The organism is Flavobacterium sp. KH_001 (assembly GCF_057840745.1).
In genome coordinates this window covers 4,394,301-4,415,862 of record NZ_CM174520.1, presented here as the reverse complement: position 1 = coordinate 4,415,862, position 21,562 = coordinate 4,394,301, and the positions used below count along the sequence as shown (strand labels likewise).

Below are 21,562 nucleotides of genomic sequence, written 5' to 3'. Positions count from 1 at the left end.
ATTAATACAATTAAATAATGAAAAACATAAGATATAGCTACTGTCTAATCCTTTTCGCGTCAATTTTGATTTACGCTTGCAGTGCCAGTACTAAAAAAACATACAAAATCAGCTCTCCGGATAAAAACACCGAATTAGTTTTTGAATTAACAGCTTCAGGTCAGCCTCAATACAGTTTTACATCTAATGGAAAATCGGTTATTGAGCCTTCATTAATGGGATTCGAATTTCAGGGAATTCAAAAAATGACAGAAGGTTTTGAAGTGGTTTCTACCGAAGAAAAAGGTGCCGATCTAACTTGGGAACAACCTTGGGGAGAATTCAAAAAAGTGCGAGATCATCATAACGAATTGATTGTTCATTTAAAAGAATCAAAAGGGGAAGAACGTTTGGTTGATATCATTTTCAGGGTTTTTGATGATGGAGTAGGTTTTAGATATTCTTTTCCGAAACAGCCTCATTTAGGGAAAGTGAAAATTTCGAATGAAGTTACCCAGTTCACTTTTAAGTCTGATAACGAGGTGTGGTGGATTCCGGTGCATCGTGAAAACAGCTATTATGAAAGTACCTATCGCAAAACGCCAATCAGTAAAACGGATACAATCAATACTCCGGCCACTTTTGAAACCAAAGAGAAATTGTACGTTGCCATTCATGAAGCCAATTTGACTGATTTTGCTTCGATGACACTTTTAAAAACAAGCGACAAACAGTACAAAAGTGATTTAGTGCCGTGGGCAGATGGTGTAAAAGTATATGCTGAAACGCCTTTTCAAACACCTTGGAGAACTATTGTGGTTGGAAAAACGCCCGGTGATGTTGCAACGTCAACTATTATGCTAAATCTGAATGAGCCTTCAAAAATTGAAGATCTTTCCTGGATTACGCCTTCAAAATATATTGGAATTTGGTGGGGAATGCATTTGGAGAAATTCACTTGGGGACAAGGTCCAAAACACGGAGCCACAACTAAGAATACAAAAGAATATATTGATTTTGCTGCGAAAAATAATTTTGACGGCGTTCTGGTAGAAGGCTGGAACGAAGGCTGGGACGGCGACTGGACAGCCGATGGATCTGCATTTAGTTTTGTAAAAGCATATCCGGATTTTAATTTGGAAGAAATAACCAAATATGCAGCCATTAAAAATGTTCGTTTAATTGGACATCATGAAACGGCAGGTGCTACAAAAAACTATGAAAGCCAATTAGAAGATGCATTTAAACTGTATCAGAAAATGGGTGTGAATTCGGTTAAAACAGGTTATGTCAACAAATATTTAGACAAAAAAGAATGGCACGACAGCCAGTACGGAGCACGTCATTACCGAAAAGTAATCGAAACGGCGGCTAAATATCACATTATGATTGACAACCACGAACCAATGAAAGGAACGGGAATTCAGCGTACGTATCCGAATTTCATGTCTCAGGAAGGTGGAAGAGGTCAGGAATATAATGCGTGGTCTGTTGATGGCGGAAATACTCCAGAGCATTTGACAACTTTGCCTTTTACAAGAATGTTATCAGGACCGTTCGATTATACACCGGGGAATTTCAATTTTGATTATAAAACGCCATCAGGAGCGAGGGTACAAACCACTTTAGCGAATCAACTGGCATTGTATGTCATTATTTTCAGTCCGTTGCAAATGGCGTCCGATTTACCTGAAAATTATGTTGGAAAACCGGAATTTCAATTCATAAAAGACGTTCCGTGCACTTGGTCATTTACCAAAGTTTTAGATTCTAAAATTGGAGAATATACCACAATTGCCCGTAAAGACTGGGATGAGAAAAACTGGTATTTAGGATCGATTACAAACAAAGACGCCAGAGATCTTAAAGTTCAACTGTCCTTTTTAGATGCAGGAAAAGAATACGAAGCCGAAATTTATGCCGATGGTGCAGGAGCAAACTACAAAACAAATCCGTATCCGGTAACCATTTCTAAGCAAAAAGTAAACAGTAAAACAGTATTAGATATTAAACTCGCAGCTGGCGGAGGAACAGCTATAAAATTCTCTCCAATACAGAAATAATTGAGTTAGTTTAAGTTAAGTTTGAGTTTGGCAATGAACCCGATATCTTTTAATAAGATGTCGGGTTTGTTATTTTTTTACCATATAAGTGATATAAGTTCATTTTAGTCTGATTGAAGAATGGTGATGTTTTAGATCATATAAGATTGGAGTAGTAAACATTCACTTATTTTCTATTACTTTTATAAACTGAAAAACTGTAATTGTAAAGTTTCAGGTTTTGAGGTTTCAAGCTAGACGGGTGATTTTACCGCAAAGTTCGCTAAGTTTTTTATCTAACTGTATGTTTAGAAAACACAAAGTTCGCAAAGCTAGATTAACTCAAAGCTTTGCGAACTTTTCTTTTTTGTAAAACCATTGAAGTAATAAAACTTAGCGAACTTTGCGGTAAAATTTATGCTCAAAGTCAAGCAACCTGAAACTTGAAACCTGAAACAAAAAATTAGTGTTTATAAAGTTTAACATGATTTCCGAAAGAGTAGGTAGCTGTTAAAGTAGGGCCATTATATCCCCATTTAAAGTATCCGTTAAGTCTTTCTTTTTCAACATCAACTCTAATATTTAAACCAGTATAACCGGCAGTCAAACTAAAATTTTTGTAGACATTATATAAAACAGATAGGTTATAACTTAGTATGCGACCGTCGATATCGTTAATTTTTAGGGCGAAATAATTTGTATTTACATAAAGCCCCCATTTTTTTGCTAAAACAACCTCTGCCCAAAGCCCTAAGTCAGGGAGTGGCGCGGTAAAATCAAAATTATCTTTATATTCTGCTTGTGCATTTTCTCCTTCAACTTTTAAACCAACATCACCAAATAAAACGTGCGCTCCAATAAGAGCTCCAATTTCGTATTTTGGTTTTGATATAAAGGCATAACCATAATATATACGAGCGATTTGAGTGTCCTGAAATGATGAAACAGTTGTATTTATATTATAGGTATTATCACCAAATTCGATGTCTCTTTCCAACTTCTTGGTTGAGGTTCGTTTTAGATAGAAAAACTCACTTCCTAGTCTTGATCTTCTGGAAATTCTCCACTCAAAACTAGCAGCAAATGATGTAGAAGTTCTATTAAATCCCAAGTCTTTTTCAAAATCAATCAAACTTCCAGAATCGCCATTGTTTGTACCTACTTGTACCTCTGCACTATTTGTGGGAAAAAAGAAACCAGCGTTAAACTTAAAGCGTCTTGCATGCCAAGGCAAATCTTCAGGATCATAATCCTGAGGTATGTCAGAATTGTCTTGTACGGCAGGTAAAGTATTCTCGGCAGCTATTTCAGCAGTAGTCTGAGCATTTGCCGAAAACCAAAAAAGGGAAATAATCAATAAAGAAAATAATTTTTTCATGAGATTTATTTTTAAGTTTTGGTGGATAGTTTTAACAATTAAAGTTAACAAAAAAAATCATGCAATTCGTTTTTTTGCTTTTATTATTTGATTAATTCCTTTGATAGTCAGTTAACTATAGGTTTTGTTAAATTTAGTTGATATGTCACTCTTTTTTGTAATTTTGCATTATGACAGACACAAACACAAATTCAGAACCATTTGATAAAGCTTTTAGTACTGAAATTGCAGACAGTTTTTTATTTCAGATTCACCGAATTAAAAAGGCTCTTTTTCGTCGTACAAATGCTTTAATGAGCGAAGCCGGAATTACTTTGCAGTTAGAACAATTGCCATTAATTATGATTTTGCAACATAAAGATTTTTCTCAAAGAGAACTATCTGATAAAACCATGCGCGACAAATCTTCCATTTTAAGAAGCATTAATGCATTAGAAAAAAAGAGCTTGCTTGTTGTCAGAAAAGATAAAACCGATAAGCGCAAAAATGTAGTTAGCCTTACAGAAGAAGGAATGGTATTGGCTAAAACTATTCGCACTTTAATGAAAAAATCAGAAGATGAGGTGCTTTCTGTTTTTACGGCTAAAGAAAGAGTTGAAGCTTTGAAAACTATAAGAAGTTATGCTGATAGATTGGAGAGAATATAGAACATAGAATATAGAGTATAGAACATAGAATTTAGAATAAAGAAGAAAGAAGCTAGAAGAAAGAAAAATTTTGCTGGAGATTAAGCAGATTTTGAAAAAAAAATTAGACTGAAATCATTTTAATCTGTGTATCCAGATAGCTATCGGGAGTGGCAAAAAAATATAAAATAAAAAAATGAATAAAAAAGAATTATTAGAAGGACCGATATTATCCTCCTTATTAAAATTAGCGGTGCCTATTATGATAGCGAATCTTTTGCAGGCTGCTTATCAATTGGTGGATGCTTTTTGGGTAGGCCGTTTGGGTGGAGATGCTGTTGCGGCGGTGTCGGTAAGTACGCCGGTTATATTTTTAACGATTGCCTTGGGAACGGGTCTTGCGATTGCAGGATCAATCTTAATTGCGCAATATTTTGGTGCGGGACAACAGGAAATGGTCAATCATGTCGCCGCGCAGACTTTGTTGATGGTGATTAGTGTTTCGGTGGTATTATCGATTATTGGATATTGGTTGAGTCCGTATTTTTTGCAAATTTTACAAGTAACACCAGAGGTCTATAAAGACGCTTTGGGTTTTATGCGTGTGGCTTTTATAGGACTGGTTTTTAGTTTTAGTTTTATGATTTTCCAGTCGGTGATGCGTGGGGTTGGTCGTGTGACTTTGCCGGTTTATATTGTTTTGGGAACTGTGATTCTGAATTTCGCATTGGATCCTTTGTTTATTTTTGGGTGGAATTTTATTCCGGCAATGGGTGTAAAAGGAGCGGCTTTGGCAACTTTATCGACTCAAAGTCTGGCGATTATAATTGGGTTTTTCATCTTATTCAGAGGAAAACATGGTATTCATTTGCAGCTAAAAGATTTTAAACCAGATTATAAACATATTAAAAAAGCTTTTAAAATTGGTTTTCCATCCTCAATCGAACAGTCAATGCGTGCGATTGGTATGATGGCAATTACTTTTTTGATTGTACATTTCGGAACGACAACAGTTGCTTCATACGGAGCAGGTTCTAATTTAATTCAGCTGATTTTGATTCCGGCGTTAGGACTTTCTATGGCGATCGCAACTTTAGTGGGACAGAATATTGGTGCCGGAAATATTGCCCGTGCGGCTCAAATTGGAAAATTAGGTGGTTATTTAGGTTTCGGTTTATTAAGCGGACTTGGAATTATTGCCTATGCTTTTGCGCCCTATTTAATTGCATTTTTTGTTCCGAACGATCCCGCAGTAATCGAAGGTGGAACTCAGTTATTAAGAATTACTTGTCTTTCCTGGGGATTTCTGGGTTTGCAGCTTTGTTTAATGGGCGTTTTCAGAGCGGTTGGAAATACGACGCTGCCAATGATTTTGACTTTGGTTTCGCAATGGGTGATTCAGTTTCCGTTAGCTTATATTTTATCGCATAATACATCGCTTGGTAAAGTTGGAATTTGGTGGGCTTTTCCTATTTCATCTGTTGTTACGGGATTAATTACCTTAGTTATTTATGCTAAAGGCGATTGGAAAAAAGAACGCTTAACCGGTAAAACAAATAAATTGATTGATAAAGTGGAGAAAGAGATTGTGAAGGAAGGGTTTGAGAGTGTTAAGTAAGGGTCTAAGGTACTAAGATGCTAAGGGTCTGAGGTTTTTTTTAGGAAGCTTCTGAGGTTCTGAGTTGCTAAGGTTCTAAGGTTTTTTATGGCTCAGAGAGGTAAAGACTTACAGGAATATAGTTTTTTAGAAAATATTATAGAGGCGCACAGCAGTGCGTCTCTTTTTTGTTATTTAAAAATGCTTTGAAATTTTAAAACAATAATTGTCTTATGAAAACTGGTCTGCGTGAGGGATAGGAGCGAGCTACCGAAGTAGCGTGGATAGCCCGACAGCTTTTAAGAAAAGGCCCAATGAACGCAAAGTTGATTGGGCCTTTTCTTAAAAGGTGGCACGCCCTGATTAAATTATGAGTTATGAATTATAACTCATAATTCATAACTCATAATTTAATTTTTTAAACTCTATTATAATCAGCTTTCCAGTGGACTATGGCTTTTTTTATAGAATCTCCTGGAAGGCTGTTTTTTATGGCATCTTCTAGAAGTGGAAGGAATTCATCATCGGGTGCGAATCTTAGGGCAAATAATTGATCGTCGGTTAATTTGTATTCGAATTCTTCAAGTCTTTTTCCGGTTAGGGTGAAATAACGGTAGCGAAGTTCTAATCTTACAATGCGGTTTTGCAAAATTAAGGCGTAATGCTGACGCAACATAAAGGCAAGACAAAACAGGAATATAAATACTACACTTATAAAAGACCAAATTAATGGCTGATCTGTCGTGCATGCAAAGTAAATACTGGCAATAAGAAAGAGCATTAAAATGGGATAATAAACAAAATGATGGGGAGTGTAAAAACGTATGTGGTTGTAATAGGTTTGAATTTTCATAGTTTTTGGATTTAGGTTTAAAGTTAAAAAAAGAAAAGCTATCCTATGAATAGAATAGCTTTTTTTTCAAAATAAACTAACATAACCAATGTTTCTTATATATAAACCCGAAAGATTTCCTTTGGGGTTTTCTTAGTGTTATCTGTATTTTTAAAAAAGCCGTAATTGCATGTAAATCAGTTTCAATGGCTTTATTTCGTTTTCAATGGCTTTATTTCGTTGAGGTAAAATTAGCTTTATTGTAAACCTTTCTTGTTATATTTTAAGAGGATATTGTTATATGATTTCAACTTAATGGTTAATTGTGAATTGTGAATTGTGAATTGTGAATTTTTTGAAATAGAAGCAAGATGCAAGAAGCAAGAAGTAAGAGTATAGAGTATAGAAAATAGATTTTAGAGGCAAGAGGCAAGAGAAAAGAGGCTAGAGAAAAGAGGGAGAATATAGAGTATAGAAAATAGAGTATAGAAAATAGATTATAGAGGCAAGAGGAAAGATGCAAGATTTTGCGCTTATTGCTTACAGCCTACGGCTTACAGCTTTTTCCCATTCTTCTAGTTTTGAATTAAAGGATTTTCCGGCGTTGGCGGGACTTGTTGATGGTAGGGTTATGAGTTGATATTCTTTTTTTAGGTGGACGTATTTTTTGAAAAAGGCGGCGGCTTTTTGGCCGTTGAAGAGGATGGTTTTGATGTTTGGATGGTCTGTTAGAAATGTTTCGAAATCATTGGCTATTTCATTTTTTATGGCGCTGTCCAAACTTCCTATACGATCGCAGAATTGCAGTACATCCCATACCGCGATGTTGTTTTTTTGTAATAATACCTTTCTGGTTTGATAGTCATTTGAGAAATCTTCATTCAGAATATGAAACATAAACTTCCAGAAATTATTCTGATTGTGTCCATAATACTGATTCAGTTCCAGCGATTTTGTCCCGGGCATAGTGCCTAGAATCAAAATGTTAGCGTCTTGAGAAGTGATTGGGGCGAATGAGAAGCTTTTCATGTTTTTGTTTAGCTGTTCTTGAAATTAATAACTGTTAAAATAATCATTTATAAGTAATTATAAAACAAATTAGAAAAATTATATAACAAGTTTAGGGGGTTGGTAAACGAACTTTGGCGTTATAGATTTCCTGGTCTTCAGCTACTTTATGAATTCCTTCTTTATCGAAAGCTATAACGTTGAATCTCAATTTTAATTACAAACAAAATGAAAACAGTTACTATTAATACAGAAAAAATTGACGCTATTTTTGAACAGTTACACTCTAATTTTGGAGGAAAGGTAACTTCTGATTTAGATGAGTTTACTTTAGAAGTTAATAATAGTAGTGCAAGAGGATCTATTATTGGAGCTTCTTTTAATGATAATATTTCATACGTGCAATTCGATATGAATTTTGCTGTTGATGTTCGAATTGATATTACAAATGTACAGTCATCACCAATATATTTTGCCTATTGTTCACAAGGAAGTTTGTCGCACAGTTTTGGTGTTTTGGGTGAAGAACGAACTTTTAAAACCTTTCAGACGGCCATTACTTCATCTAAAGTAAATCAGGATAATGTTTTGTTTTTTGAGAAAGAAAAGAATACGAAGTTTACCTTGATTATTGTAGGAACTGAAGCTAATAATCAACTTTATGCTTTGGACAATTCTTTGAGTGATAAAGTAAAAGAAACGTTTTTCGAAAGTAGTAACGACGAAGATTTCTTTTATCTGGGTTCTTACAACCTTCAAATTGCTGAAAAAATTGAACAATTAAATGCCGTAACTCAAACCGGAATTGTTAGAAAATTACTGAAAGAAGGTATTTTGAGAATTATTTTGGCAATGGAAATTCAACAACATACAGACGATTTGAATGCTTTCTCAAAAGATGCAAATTGCTTGACTTTAAGAGAAATGGAAGAAATAAAAGAACTTTCAGAATTCATAAAAAATTCACCGGAAGAACCTTTTACCATTAAATCATTAAGCAAAAAATCAGGTTTGTCACCAAATAAATTACAGGAAGGTTTCAAAATGATTCACAATCGTACGGTAAACGATTATGTCACACATATGAGAGTTCTAAAAGCCGAACTTTTAATTAGAACCTCAGACCTAAATATCTCCGAAATAGTATACTGCATTGGTTTTACAAGCAGAAGTTACTTCTCGAAAATCTTCAAACAAAAATTTAATTGTAGTCCTAAGGAATATAAATTTAATTTGAATCCTTTAGCTATTACTGCTTAGAAAAGTTGCTGAGATTCTGAGGTACTAAGGCTCTAAGGTTTTTTCTTAGCTCCTTAGTATCTTAGTACCTCAGAATCTTTAAAATCACCTCCCAAACCTGTAATACTCCAAATCCTTATTCTTCTTATTATTAATAGAATCCAGAATAGAATTCATTCCTAAAACACTGAAAGTAATTCCGTTGCCCCCAAAACCTAAAACGTAATGTTCGTTTTTGTCTGGATTTGGTTTTCCGAAATAAGGAAGTCCGTCTTGGGTTTCTCCAAAGGTTCCCGCCCAGGAATAATCGATTTTGAAAGTAATGTCCGGGAATTTTTTCTGGAATTGTCTTAAAAGCATTTGCTCTTTTTTAGGTAATAATTTATCTCTTCTTTTCGGATCTTTAAATTCCTCGTCGCCGCCACCCATTATAATTCGGTTATCTTCGGTAATACGGAAATAAAAATAGGGTTCAGCTGTATCCCAAAAAATAGCATTTTTAAAAGAGTTTGGTACTTCCGGTAATGCTTCTGAAGCAATGACGTACGTACTTTTAAGATCTACGACCTTTTCGGTAAGTGTTTCGGTACTTTCATAACCGCTGCAGTGTATAATATGATCTGCCGTAATGAGATGCCTGTTTTCCGTATGCGCTATTAGTTTTTTCTTTTGATTTTGTATAGAAGTAATATTCGTTCGGTCAAAAATTTGCATTCCTTTTTGCTCGCAATAATGCAGTAAATCATTGGCCAAACGGAACGGATCCATAACCGCTGCCGTATTAGATTCGATGGCCGCCATGGCGCTTAATCCCATTTTTTTTAAATCTGAAGCTTCCAGCCAGCTAACGTCAAATCCGTGTTGTTTTCGGGTTTTGAATTCGTGCCTTAAAAACGGAATATCCTTTTTAAAAGAACAATAATAAATGCTCTTTTTGAATTCAAATTGGCAATCGCTTTTAATGGTTTCGATTATGGCTCGCAAGTCAAAAATAGCCTGTTTTCCGTTTTTATAACTGTCAACAGCACATTCCAATCCTCTTAATTTTATAAGTTCATGCAATGGAACATCAATTTCATATTGCAATAAGGCGGTGCTTGCAGCCGTACTTCCATTACAGATGTCACGTCGGTCAACAAGTACTACTTTTTTGCCTTCATTAATTAATTTATAAGCAATAAGGGCACCGGTTATTCCGCCACCAATAATTAAAATTTCAGTATTTAAATCCTGGTCAATCGACGGATAACTGTATGTCATGGCGCTTTTTAAAGGCCAGAAAGTTTCTGTTGATCGAAGTTTCATTTGTCTTTTGGTTTTTTATTTTCCATTTGGGTTTAACTTTTTCGTTTGCTTACTTTTTCTTCCCGAACGACTTTATTATTTTTTTCGTCGTAAATAGCATCGTATATTTTTTGCCCTGTTTTGCTGAAGATTTTTATTTTTGGTTCTTCATGAGTTCCCGTAATAACAATAGGAAAACCAATTATTCCGCCCGGCGGTAACCCTAAGCGCATTCTTAAATCTAATAATCCGTCAAAACTTGTTGTTCCTTTTATAGTAGGTCTAAAACTCGCAACACTAAAGGTAAAGGGCTCAATACGAATTAAATTATTATCGATTGTGGAGATAATTTCAATTCCCTTCATATCAGGATTGTTTAAACCCTTTTGTCCCGTTTGTGAACTAATTCCGTCAAATAATTTTAATCCCTTAACCTGAACATCACGTAAATTTATAGTTCCGCCACCTTCAAGAGAGGCATAAATTGGTCCCATATTTCCATCTAAATCTCCTTTAATGGTATAATCAACAGAAATAATTCCTTGTGCTTTTTCGGCCGCCGTTACCATGTCATGAAACATTGGAATTTCTTTGTAAGCTCTTTGCACACTAAAATCTTTGGCTGTGAAATGTGCAGCAAAATGGGCGGTGGTTGGTGTTTCATCTTTATAAGTAGCATCAACTCCTAAAATACAATCGATGATATTAAAAGTGGTATTTTCTAAAAAGAAACCGCCTTTTGCGATTCCGACCTTGCCAGCAAGCTTGTTTAAAACGAGTCCGTTATATTCTACCTTATCTGCATTTGCGTTAAGTGATACATTTAAGTTTTTTGGAATAATGACAACCCCGCTCATTTTTGGATGGTCTTCTTTTGCATATTCTACTTCAAGGTTTCGATCTGTGTTTTCGCCTTTTTCAAGCGCCATTAATTCATCAACATTAATCAGTTTTGATTTCATGTTGAAGTTTCCGTTCAAAGTTCCGTGCGATTCGAGGAAATAATTTATGGTATTGAGAAGATATCCGTTAATGTCAAAATCAGATTTTCCATAAGAAGCATAGAATTTTTCAAACCACATTTTTTCATTCTGAAAACGGAAATTTCCTTGTTTGATAAAGAAAGCTTTCGGGAATAATTCTGAAGTTGCTTTAATATTTCTCAATAAAAGAGTTCCCCGATTATCGAGTTTATCATATTGTCCGGTGGTTGCATAACTTTGTCTTCCTTTTAATGAAAGATCAGCTTTAGCATAACCCGTTACATCAAGACCTTTTTGGGAGAAAACCTGATAAATTCGGCCTATATTCAATTCTCCTTTTATTTTGGCATTATAAGCAAGATCACCATAATCAGAAAGAGTGGCATTTACATACATCGGATTGCCTTCAAAAACAAAAGATGCTGGCGCAACGGCTACAATTAAATCCTGAAAAGTTCCGGCTTTGTTTAGTACATTCGCGACAAACGTAATATCAGTAATAGGGTTAGGATAGGAGTCGGTTTTTAGCCAACCCTCACGCAAAGAGATTCCGCCGATTGTTTTGGGAAATAATTTTTTTGACATACTAAAAAGGCCTTTGGCTTTAATGTCTGTTTTTAAAATCCCTTTTAAATCGATTGTGTTTAAACCAATTGCAGCATCAACAACTGCTAAATCTAATGCTCCTTTTACGCTCGCATCGACCGTCATTTCACTGAGTCCTTTACTTCGTAAATAAGCTTTGAAATAATCTTTTTCGCCCACTTTAAATTTTAAAGTTCTCAAATTGATTATTAATTTTTCAGGATCCAGCTCAGGCAACAGCGCATTCAAATCCATATTAAAATCAGTCAGCGGAACCGGTGCATTTTGATAATTGATGGCACCTTTATCAATTTTAAGATTGAAGGCTAAATTTGGTTTTTGCTTTTTGGCGACATTATAATTTCCTTTAAAAGTAAAAAGTAAATCGCTTCGGCCTGAAATCTCTGTTTCATCCAACCAGGTTAAGTATTCCGGTGGCATAACAGATAATAAATCTTTTACTGTAGTATTTTCTGAAGCGGCTTTGATATTAATTTTATAACCATCTCTCAAAATCGTAAATAAGCCAGTAAATTTTAAAGGTAATTTGTTGATTTGCAATTCATTTTTCTGCAAAATAAACGAAAGCGCATTCGTATTGATTCTGGTAATTAAATCGGCATGAACTCTTTTTCTTCTCACATAGCCGGTTCGGTTGTAATAAAAATCAAGTTTGTCAATGTCAGCATCGGTGCTTAAATCGAAAATATCTTCGCTCAGATTTCCTTTTCCAACATAATTGAAACCATTGGCATCCACCAGAATTTTAGCCGAACGATCGTTGTATTTCACGTGGCAATCTTTAAGGTCAATTCGTTCTAATCGAATTGCTGTTCCTTCTTCCGGTTGGTCTTCTTTTTTTATGTTTTTAGGATCAGAAATATAAATATTGTAATTAGCTTGTCCTTTTTGATTGACCATTACATTAATCATCGCTTTAGAAACGTACAGTTTGTTGATTTTTACTTCATTGTCAAAAATCAATCTTTTCAAATTAATACCAAATGCCACTTGTTCTGCTTTAATTAAAGTGTCATTTCTAAATGGCGCTGAGCCTGTCATCGACAAATCATCCAGCGAAACAGTTAATGATGGGAAATGGGTAAAAAAGGACAATCTGGATTTCGAAAAATCCATTTTAGTATCCAGACGTTCGTTGGCAATTTTCTTTACTTCGGCTGCGACTTGTCCTGGAAATAGTAACGGAATTAAAAACAATAATAGCAAGATACTTGCTATTACTATTCCCGTTATTTTCAGGATTTTCAGGCTTATATTTTTATAGGAGGCTTTCATGACATTTGATTCAAAGTTTATGATTTAGCTTTTTCGGCCGCTTTTTTAGCGTCTTCTTCTTTTTGCTTTTCTTCTTTAGCTTTTTCTTCCTTAGCTTTTTCCTCTTTTTCTTTTGCTTCTTTCTCTTTCGCTTCTTTTTCTTTAGCGGCTTTTTCAGCTTGCTCTTCTTTTTTCTCTTTCGCTTCTTCGGCTTGTTTTTCTTTTTGTTTCTCTTTTTTCTTGAAGTAGCCTTTAAATAAGAAATTGCTTTTTGCCGCTTCCATATTTTCACTAAATCCTTTTGTACCGGATTCTAAGTTAGACAGCGTATTTGAAACACTGGCTGCCATTTTATCGTCACGGACCAATCTTGCCAAAGCACCGTTTCCGTTATTCATACTATGACTGAAAATGGCTAACTCTTCAGAAATAACGCCTACGTTATCCATACTTTTTTTAACGCTTTTCATAATGTCATTCATTTCGATTCCCTGAATAGAAGCCAATTGTCCACCATTTTCAATTATTTTAGTTGATTGTACTCCTGGGGAAATGGTTAGGACTTTATCGCCCATTAATCCATCAGAACCAATACTGGTGCGCGCATCTGTTTTGATAAATTCGCGGACTTCATCTTTTATGACCATTGAAACGACAACCGAAGAATCGTTTATTAACCTGATTTCTTCGACCGTTCCGATATTAATTCCTGAAAAACGAACGTTGTTTCCGACTTCCAATCCACTTACAGTTTTAAATTGTGATGTAATGTTGAATGTTGAGCCAAAAAGGTTTTTTTGTTTTCCAATAAAGTAAACTGCCAGTATAAAAAGCAGCGAGCCAATTGTTACAAACATTCCTAATTTCCAAGTATATCCAGATTGCTTCTCCATGATTTCTAATAATTTATTTTTTGGTTTATTCGAAAAAAGAACGAACCCATTCGTCTTCGTCTTTTTCTAGTTCTTCGTATGTTCCTTCAGCGTGTATAGCGCCATCTTTCAAAACCATAATTCGGTCGGCTGTGAGTTTTGCACAGGCCATATCGTGTGTAATAATGATAGAAGTCGTTTTTTGCTTGTGTTTGATGTCTAATATTAATTCGCTGATTTCTCTCGACGTTATCGTGTCTAAACCTGTTGTAGGCTCATCGTATAAAATGATTTCGGGCTTTAAGATTAAAGTTCTGGCCAGGCCAATTCTTTTCTGCATTCCTCCGGATAATTCTGATGGCATTTTATCAATGGCATCGCCTAATCCTACATTCTCCAAAGCTTCCATTACTTCACTTTCGACTTCTTCAGCTGTCAATTCACTTTTGTGTTTTCTTAAAGTAAAAGCCAGATTTTCTCTAACTGACATGGAATCGTACAAGGCACCGCTTTGGAATAGAAAACCAATTCGGACTCTGATTTCATTTAATTCCTTTTTACTCAGATTCAATACATTCTCATCAAACACTTTAATTTCGCCTTTATCAGGTTCTATCAAACCCACAATGCATTTAATCGTAACTGATTTTCCAGAACCGGAGCGTCCTAAAATCACTAAATCTTCCCCTTTATTAACGGTTAGATTTACGCCTTGGAGGACCTTATTGTCTTTACCAAAAGTCTTATGCAAATCCTTAATTTCGATTATAGGAGTTTTGCTTTTTTCTTTTGTTTCCTTCGTTTTTGGCTCTATATTTTCTTTCTCTTTTATCATTGTACAAAGAATAAATCGGTTATCTGAACTGCTACCATATCCAAAATAAAAATGGCTAAAGATGCCGTTACCACTGCTGAATTTGCAGCTCTACCAACACTTTCGGTTCCATTTGCAGCATTAAAGCCTTTATAACATCCAATCATTCCGATAAAAAACCCGAAGAAAAATGTTTTGATTGTGGCTGGAAATAAATCTAAAAACTCAAGTGATTGAAAAATTTGCGTCATATAACGGTAAAGATTTACATCTCCATGAATATTAACACCAATATAACCTCCAAAAATTCCAATAGCATCAGCAAAGAATACTAATAGCGGAACCATTAAAGTACAGGCCAGAATTCTGGTAACAACCAAATAATTATAGGGATTAATTGCCGAAACTTCCATCGCATCAATCTGTTCTGTTACTTTCATGGAACCTAACTCGGCACCAATTCCGGATGAAATTTTTCCTGCGCAGATCAATGCCGTAATTACCGGCGCAATTTCTCTTATCAGCGAAAGCGCAACCATTCCGGGCAACCAGGATTCTGCGCCAAATTTGACTAAGGTTGGTCTGGATTGCAGCGTAAGGACTAAGCCCATAATGAAACCTGTTATCGCAACTAAAGGCAATGATTTATAGCCAATAATATAACATTGTTTCAAGAGTTCTTTGGCCTCATAAGGAGGGACAAAAACTTCCTTAAAAAACTGCTTTGCAAACAAAGTTGCATTTCCTATTTCGGTGAATGTATTTCGTAAAGTGAGAATCATATATGTTCTGTTTTTTGTTTGAAAACCTTTATATATCAACTTCTTATAAAATTGACTATGCCTGGATTATCAAGTATTAAAGTTATCTTATAACTAAAGAAATACCATTACAGAACTTTGTAGGAACTTTATATAATTAACATTGAGCAGCACAATAATTAAAAAGAAACGACGTTAGCGGAACATTATAAAAACAAAAAATCCCTTCTTCGAAAAAAAAGGGATTTCCTGGGTTTATAGCGTTTTGGCCAGTTTTATTATCGCTATTATATTTAAGAGTTAATTGCTACACCTGGATTTGATTTTATTAATGGAATCACTTTGGTATCAGATAATTTAAGGTTTTCCATTATTAATCGGGCAGTCAAATAACATACTGTTGATTCTGCTCCCTGGTTTAAGTTTACGTTTTCTTTTTCAAGTCCATCATAACCTCCGCCACTCACAGGATTGTACATAATCTGGTTTAGATGATTTTTTCCTAAAAACCAGTTGAAAGCGGTTTTCATTTTGTGTTTGTATTCGGGTGTTCCGAAAGCGCTGTAAAATGAATTCAGCGTTTGAATAGTGTAGGAAACATCAATTGGCTGTTCTCCGTATTCTTTTGGTTCTGCCCCTTTGTGCAGCCATCCGTTATTAGAAATAACTTTGAAGTTTTTATCGATAAACATTTTCGACATTAAGAAATCCAATGAATCCATGGCTACTTTTTTGTAGATTGGTTTGTTGGTTACCAAATAGGCGAACAACATAGATTCCGGTAAAATTCCATTTCCGTACGTCATATAATTTTCAAACCATTTCCAATCGCTGGAAGCATGAATTTCATAGTTAGAAAGTAATTTTGCATTCAGTTTATTGATAATAGCTGCAACGTATAAATTGGGAACAGCGGTATGATATAAATAAAGCCCTTTTGTTGCAAAACCAATTGAACGTGGCGACTGAATCGTTTCGGCCCATTTTAAGGAATTCAACAAAACTTTGGATGCTTTTTTAGAAATAGATTCTGGTAAAATATCACTCATTGAAACTACAGTTCCTAGTGCCCATAATCCTCTTGCATTTGAGTCTTCCAAATTAACTTCGGCATTTTGCTCAATATGTTCTCTGTTTTCCTGATCGACATAATTGATGAAATTCCCTTTGGGTTTTTGACAACGCTCAATGAAATCCAGATAAATTAAAATATAAGGTAAATCATCTTTGTCTTTTGTTAGTTTATAATGCATACAAAAGGCAACTAAAGCACGTGCGTTATCATCTAAAGTATAACCTGATTCAAGATCAGGAATCGAAATTTTACTAAATTGTATAATTCCTAAATCAGTAGTCAGTTTTTTAATGTGTCTTAACTGAATTGAAGGATAAGTGAATTTAATTTCATATGTATTCTCCATTAAGGTTTTATAGGTGTTCATGTGCGTGATCGCTACATTTTCCCAAGATGAGGCACGCATTTTTGTAAACGCATTAATTCCCATCTCTTCTCTTAAATTATCGTCAGCAAGTAATTTTATTGTTTGCTCGGCAAATTGATTTACATCTCCGATATCAACCAGAATTCCACAGTCAGAAGTTAAAACTTCTAAAGTATGTGGGATTTTTGAAGCCACCATAGGGCAGGCACAGCTCATCGCATACGAAAAAGTACCGCTCACTGCCTGATTTGGATCTTTTGAAGTAAACAAATAAACATCAGTTGCTTTCAAATAATCTAATAATTCGTTTGTATCCAGATATTGATTTATAAAACGTACATTGTCTTTTAAATTTAAATCTTCAACAATACCTTCCAGTTTATCACGATAAGCATCAACGCCGTCTTTGATTAAATTAGGGTGTGTTTTTCCGATTATTAAATACAGGACGTTTGGTTCTTTTTCTATAATTTTCGGCAATGCCTGAAGTCCTGTTTCAATGTTTTTTCCTTCTCCAAGTAGTCCAAAAGTAGAAAGTACTTTTCTGTCCTGAATGTCGAATTTTTCTTTTGCCTGATCGGGCGTTTCATAAATTACAATATGAGTTCCGTGTGGCACACAAGTGATTACTTCTTCAGCGATGTCATAATCTCTCATCAAAATTTCTTTTGATTGATTGGTCATTACAAAAACAGAGTTGCTGTAGCTCAATAACAATTTTACAAAGGTTTTCAATTCGTTATTCGGATTTTGAATAACAGAATGAAAAGTATACGTAAGTGGTTTTTTAATTACGTTTAAAAAGTCTAACAAATAATCGCCATAATTTCCTCCAAACAAGCCAAATTCATGTTGAATATGAACCAATTTTACCGATTTGTCATTATTGATTTGTTCAGCAACTTTAGCATATTCAGCTTTATCTTTTGTGTTTAAGGTAAACGCCTGTGTTGGTTTTGCTTTTGATTCATTGACCAATTCACAAATTTCACAAGTTACTGATTTACCAAAAACATCTGTAATTCCTTTTATGGTATCCTGCGTATAAGTCGCTATTCCACATTGCGTTGGTGGAAACGTTGATAGAAAAACTATTTTCGATTTATTTGTTATCGTTTTCATTGGGATTCTGTTTTAGTTCCGTTAGTAAGTCGTTTAGGTTCAAAGAAGCCACCGCAATCTTGTCATCGGCGGCACCGTAATAAATATATAGAAGGTCATCAAAAATGGCGGTTCCTGTTGGAAAAACCACATAATTTACATAACCGTGTCGTTCGTAATATTCTGCAGGCGTTATAATGGGTCTGTTCAATCGACCTATAACTTTTTGTGGATCTTCAAGGTCTAATAATGCTGCAGAAGCATGATAAACCAATCCTTTTTCTCTTTTTTCTGCTGAATGATAAATTAATAACCATCCGTCTTTGGTTTCGATAGGTGGAGCACCTGGCCCAATATGACTTGTTTCATGATCGTATTCTGGCTCCATCACGATATGATCTGGCAGGTTTTTCAAATAAGCTTTCCAATATTCTGGTGTCAGTTCATTTTTTTTCTCATAAGCGAAAATTTGAATCGATGGAAATAAGCGATGTAAACCCACAAATTTTCCATTTATTTTCTTTGGAAACAGCACCACATTTTTATCCCAAACCAACAAATGTTCTTTCATTGTTACCGTTAACGGATAATTTCTAGCAGTATTAACAGCCAATATTTTTGCAACACCTGGATTTTGTAAATGATTTTTTATCAGATTACTGAAATCATGCAAAATGAATTTAGGCGTAATAATTCCTTTCTTTTTAAATTTTGTCAAATCTTTTGAAGTCGCCAGAGCCCCACTAGTATTGATACCATCATAGGTAACATATGTCATATAAAATTTATCATCAATTTTAGTGATACGAGGATCTTCGACACCGTGAATTTCATAAATATATTCCGGTTCAAAAATGGGCTCTTTATGTCTTTCTGCTAAAGTTGTAGGACCTTCAAAACGACAATACCCAATAGTTGAAAAATTACCTTTCTTAGCAGCTCTGTAAAACATATGTACTGTATTCCCATCCTGGTAGATCGCTGGATTTAGAACACCTAGTTCTTCAAAAGCACGGTCTGTCTTTTCTAAAATCACGCCGTGTTTTGTAGCCATTAAAGTTTCCGTCGCTGCTAATTCCATATGTTTCAATTTTATTAGATAAAATTACTTTACGAATACAGGCTCAATTGATCCAATCGATCAAAAAATTGACTCAAAAGGATTGATATGGGAATTATGTAATAAGAAGAGGGGGATTATAAAATTAATGTAAAAAACTGATTAATAGTGTATTGTAGTGAGAAATTAATGTTAATAATAAGTCCTTTTATGCTATTCATAAAAAAAGCGAAACCAAATTAATAGTTTCGCTTTTTTTACTCTTAAAAATTTTATTTCTGTAAGTTTTACGCTTCAGTTTTTTTGAAGTTTGTTTAAAATTTGTTTCAGGTTTCAGGTGTGCGACTGTTAACTGAGATTGAAAATTTTTATCGGTGAATAGAATAATGCTTTCTTGTTATAAAGGCAATTGGAATACCGATACAAAATATTAAAATCAAGATGGATAGAATCAAAGGAAAATCCAGATGTTTTTCTGGTAAAACTGGAAATACTGTTGGTAAAACTACGAGGTTCATAATGATCCAGACAAAAATCCCGTACAAGATGCCAGATAATAATGTATTCTTTTTTAGAAAGCTGAAATACGGATAAATAGTAAAATAAAACCACGCAAAGGTCAATGCTATAAAATAATGTAATAATAAACCATACAGCGCCATTTGCGAACCACCGGAATACGCATCTTTTTTAAATAATCCCGAAGCAATGGACTGCAGGATTTTAATAGCTGTTGTTTTTTGCAGGATAAAGGCATAAATTGTAATAGCAGCTAGCAAATCAAGTGTGCCGGCAATTAGACCAGATAAAAAGATTGTTCCGCTTTTTGATTTCATATAGTGGTTTTGTGGTTTGGTTTTGGACAGTTGCGGTTTTATACTTTATTTTAGTATTTTATAAATTTCATTCAATTGATGTGTATGTCTTTGCGTATGAATAAGTGTGAACGAAATCCACTCCAAAATTGTAAACTTTTCAAATCCGGGTAGTTGAAAATCAAGACAAGTCAATGTTAAATCATGGATTGCTGATAATGTCAATAAATCAGCTTCTCTATTAAGCAGTGCTAAAGTTTGCTCCTTTTTATCATAATCGATGATTTCAGGTAGTAGGAAATCTGGAGATTCCATTTTTATATCATAGTTCAAAAATAGTGCTTTCAGATCTTTGATGTATAAATCAGGTTCTCTATTCGTTTTTTCTGTTTTTCCCAAAAATAAGGCGGCATAACCAGAACTGGCCTTTAGAATATGTTGCGTGGTTTGTCCGGCTGTCCAGCTTCCTTCATATGGAACCTTATTTAGGTTGGTTTCAGAAAACTTAGAATGGATTTCGCTTAAATTTTTGAATGTTTCGACAATGTTGGTTTGCAGAGTTGTTTTCATCTTTTTGATTTAAATTGTGAATTCATTTACGGAGGTGATCCACCAGACATTTCCGAAAGGATCTGTTACGCCACAAGTTCGGCCATATTCCTGATCACTTAATCCCATTAATTCTGTTGCACCTTCTTCCAGTGCTTTTTTGAAACTTTCATCGGCATTCGGTACATAAACAAATATGTTTGCCGTTTGCGGTTTCCAGTCATTAGTAGTATCAGCAAACATAATAGTACTACCGTGAATGCTAATTTCAGCATGCAATGCAGTTCCGTCATCACGTAATTGAGGGGCGTGTAAAACAGTGGCATTAAAAACGTTTTTTGTAAAGTCGATAAACTTTAATGCACCATCTAAAATTAAATAAGGCATTATGGTTTGATGATTTTTTGGAATATTCATTTTCTATGATTTGATGATTAGCGATTACCCAAATTTACAATTTTAAATTAAATATTTAAAAATCAAAAGATTATGTTTTGTTACAAAAGCACTTCGCAATGAAATCCGTACGAATCAAGAAGTTCGATAATTTTTTTATGTGAAATGGAAGCGCCATGAATGCGCAGGATTTTATCACAATCTTCCAAATCAAAATTGATAGCACTGTTTGGAAAATGCTCAAGAAGTTTCCTCACAATCAAAATAGATTGCTCAACTTCCTGAACATTTGTTTTGAAAACTTCTATCATCGCCTACAAGTTTATAACGCAATATTTTTATAGCGTTCGATTTTATGATAATAATGATAAGATATAGCCAGAATAACTAAAAAAATTAGTGGGAAGAAAGATTGGAAATTAACGCCGTCAACTGCAAAATGACTTATCGAAGCAAATATAAAATCGAATCCAAATCCGGCATAAGCCCATTCTTTTACATTCTTAGGAATTGACGGAATCACCAGAATTAAAACTCCCAATATTTTAAATACAACTAAAGCATTTCCAAAATATTCAGGATAGCCTAAATGTCTGATTCCTTCTTTAGCCAGTTCAGATTGAGAAGTTAAGGCTGGCATAACGCCTTCAAACAAGAAAATAATAATTGTAGTGATCCAGAAAATAATCTTTGCTTTTTTCATGTGGTTTTTGTTTTAAATAGTTATCAGTTAATTATTTATACAAATCTACTAATGTTATTTTTCTTACGGAACAGGTATTTACGACTATTTTAGGGGCATTTGGGACAGATTGAAAGGATTTTAGGTTTAGAGGGAGATAATAGAGGCAAGTAGCAAGAGGTAAGAGAATGGAATATAGAATATAGAGGATAGAATATAGATGAAAGAAGCAAGAAGCAAGA

Annotated in this window: 19 protein-coding genes; 4 read left to right on the top strand and 15 right to left on the bottom strand. The window is 34.5% G+C overall.

Features of this window, described 5'->3' with window-relative positions:
• Positions 1 to 17 precede the first annotated feature (17 nt).
• Positions 18 to 2,042: a glycoside hydrolase family 97 protein gene (locus tag AC3ITQ_RS18875; RefSeq protein WP_489235685.1), complete on the top strand. Its 2,025-nt coding sequence runs from the start codon at positions 18 to 20 to the stop codon at positions 2,040 to 2,042.
• Positions 2,043 to 2,484: 442 nt separating this feature from the next.
• Here the strand turns inward: AC3ITQ_RS18875 and AC3ITQ_RS18870 are convergent, their stop codons facing one another.
• Positions 2,485 to 3,399, bottom strand: a complete 915-nt coding sequence (locus tag AC3ITQ_RS18870; RefSeq protein ID WP_489235684.1) for a hypothetical protein — start codon at positions 3,397 to 3,399, stop codon at positions 2,485 to 2,487.
• Positions 3,400 to 3,569: 170 nt separating this feature from the next.
• On the opposite strand from AC3ITQ_RS18870, the gene AC3ITQ_RS18865 reads away from it, so the two are divergent.
• Positions 3,570 to 4,046, top strand: a complete 477-nt coding sequence (locus tag AC3ITQ_RS18865) for a MarR family winged helix-turn-helix transcriptional regulator (protein WP_489235683.1) — start codon at positions 3,570 to 3,572, stop codon at positions 4,044 to 4,046.
• Between the two features lie 175 nt (positions 4,047 to 4,221).
• Positions 4,222 to 5,643 carry an MATE family efflux transporter gene (locus AC3ITQ_RS18860; RefSeq protein WP_489235682.1) on the top strand — a complete coding sequence of 474 codons (1,422 nt, stop codon included), beginning with the start codon at positions 4,222 to 4,224 and terminating at the stop codon, positions 5,641 to 5,643.
• A gap of 397 nt (positions 5,644 to 6,040) precedes the next feature.
• On the opposite strand, the gene AC3ITQ_RS18855 is transcribed toward AC3ITQ_RS18860, so the two are convergent.
• Together AC3ITQ_RS18855 and AC3ITQ_RS18850 are read right to left on the bottom strand one after the other, a co-directional pair.
• Positions 6,041 to 6,475, bottom strand: a complete 435-nt coding sequence (locus AC3ITQ_RS18855; protein WP_489235681.1) for a DUF6526 family protein — start codon at positions 6,473 to 6,475, stop codon at positions 6,041 to 6,043.
• A gap of 519 nt (positions 6,476 to 6,994) precedes the next feature.
• The gene (locus tag AC3ITQ_RS18850; RefSeq protein ID WP_489235680.1) at positions 6,995 to 7,483 is read right to left on the bottom strand and encodes a DNA-deoxyinosine glycosylase; all 489 of its coding nucleotides are present in this window, start codon (positions 7,481 to 7,483) and stop codon (positions 6,995 to 6,997) included.
• A gap of 207 nt (positions 7,484 to 7,690) precedes the next feature.
• Here AC3ITQ_RS18850 and AC3ITQ_RS18845 point away from each other — a divergent pair, with 207 nt between their 5' ends.
• On the top strand, positions 7,691 to 8,722 hold the full coding sequence (locus tag AC3ITQ_RS18845) for a helix-turn-helix domain-containing protein (RefSeq protein ID WP_489235679.1): 1,032 nt from the start codon (positions 7,691 to 7,693) through the stop codon (positions 8,720 to 8,722).
• Between the two features lie 84 nt (positions 8,723 to 8,806).
• Here the strand turns inward: AC3ITQ_RS18845 and AC3ITQ_RS18840 are convergent, their stop codons facing one another.
• From AC3ITQ_RS18840 to AC3ITQ_RS18785, 12 genes are all read right to left on the bottom strand, one after another.
• Positions 8,807 to 10,006 carry an NAD(P)/FAD-dependent oxidoreductase gene (locus tag AC3ITQ_RS18840; RefSeq protein ID WP_489235678.1) on the bottom strand — a complete coding sequence of 400 codons (1,200 nt, stop codon included), beginning with the start codon at positions 10,004 to 10,006 and terminating at the stop codon, positions 8,807 to 8,809.
• Positions 10,007 to 10,038: 32 nt separating this feature from the next.
• On the bottom strand, positions 10,039 to 12,849 hold the full coding sequence (locus AC3ITQ_RS18835; protein WP_489235677.1) for an AsmA family protein: 2,811 nt from the start codon (positions 12,847 to 12,849) through the stop codon (positions 10,039 to 10,041).
• 17 nt (positions 12,850 to 12,866) lie between these two features.
• Complete coding sequence (locus AC3ITQ_RS18830) at positions 12,867 to 13,721, bottom strand: MlaD family protein (protein ID WP_489235676.1); 855 nt, start codon at positions 13,719 to 13,721, stop codon at positions 12,867 to 12,869.
• A 25-nt stretch (positions 13,722 to 13,746) separates the two neighbouring features.
• On the bottom strand, positions 13,747 to 14,535 hold the full coding sequence (locus AC3ITQ_RS18825; RefSeq protein WP_489235675.1) for an ABC transporter ATP-binding protein: 789 nt from the start codon (positions 14,533 to 14,535) through the stop codon (positions 13,747 to 13,749).
• Positions 14,532 to 15,296 (bottom strand): MlaE family ABC transporter permease, encoded by a 765-nt coding sequence (locus AC3ITQ_RS18820; protein WP_489235674.1) that lies wholly within the window; start codon positions 15,294 to 15,296, stop codon positions 14,532 to 14,534. The genes AC3ITQ_RS18825 and AC3ITQ_RS18820 overlap by 4 nt, the downstream gene beginning before the upstream one ends.
• Before the next feature lie 272 nt (positions 15,297 to 15,568).
• Complete coding sequence (locus AC3ITQ_RS18815; protein WP_489235673.1) at positions 15,569 to 17,839, bottom strand: glycosyltransferase; 2,271 nt, start codon at positions 17,837 to 17,839, stop codon at positions 15,569 to 15,571.
• Positions 17,820 to 18,899: a glycoside hydrolase family 130 protein gene (locus AC3ITQ_RS18810; protein WP_489235672.1), complete on the bottom strand. Its 1,080-nt coding sequence runs from the start codon at positions 18,897 to 18,899 to the stop codon at positions 17,820 to 17,822. Before AC3ITQ_RS18810 ends, AC3ITQ_RS18815 begins: the two co-directional genes overlap by 20 nt.
• 347 nt (positions 18,900 to 19,246) lie before the next feature.
• Positions 19,247 to 19,714: a DUF1440 domain-containing protein gene (locus AC3ITQ_RS18805; RefSeq protein WP_489235671.1), complete on the bottom strand. Its 468-nt coding sequence runs from the start codon at positions 19,712 to 19,714 to the stop codon at positions 19,247 to 19,249.
• A gap of 45 nt (positions 19,715 to 19,759) precedes the next feature.
• The gene (locus AC3ITQ_RS18800) at positions 19,760 to 20,263 is read right to left on the bottom strand and encodes a DinB family protein (RefSeq protein WP_489235670.1); all 504 of its coding nucleotides are present in this window, start codon (positions 20,261 to 20,263) and stop codon (positions 19,760 to 19,762) included.
• A gap of 9 nt (positions 20,264 to 20,272) precedes the next feature.
• Positions 20,273 to 20,659, bottom strand: coding sequence for a VOC family protein (locus AC3ITQ_RS18795; RefSeq protein ID WP_489235669.1), 387 nt, complete (start codon positions 20,657 to 20,659; stop codon positions 20,273 to 20,275).
• Positions 20,660 to 20,739: 80 nt separating this feature from the next.
• Complete coding sequence (locus AC3ITQ_RS18790) at positions 20,740 to 20,949, bottom strand: hypothetical protein (RefSeq protein ID WP_489235668.1); 210 nt, start codon at positions 20,947 to 20,949, stop codon at positions 20,740 to 20,742.
• A gap of 11 nt (positions 20,950 to 20,960) precedes the next feature.
• Positions 20,961 to 21,341, bottom strand: coding sequence for a DoxX family protein (locus tag AC3ITQ_RS18785; protein WP_489235667.1), 381 nt, complete (start codon positions 21,339 to 21,341; stop codon positions 20,961 to 20,963).
• Between the last annotated feature and the right edge of the window lie 221 nt (positions 21,342 to 21,562).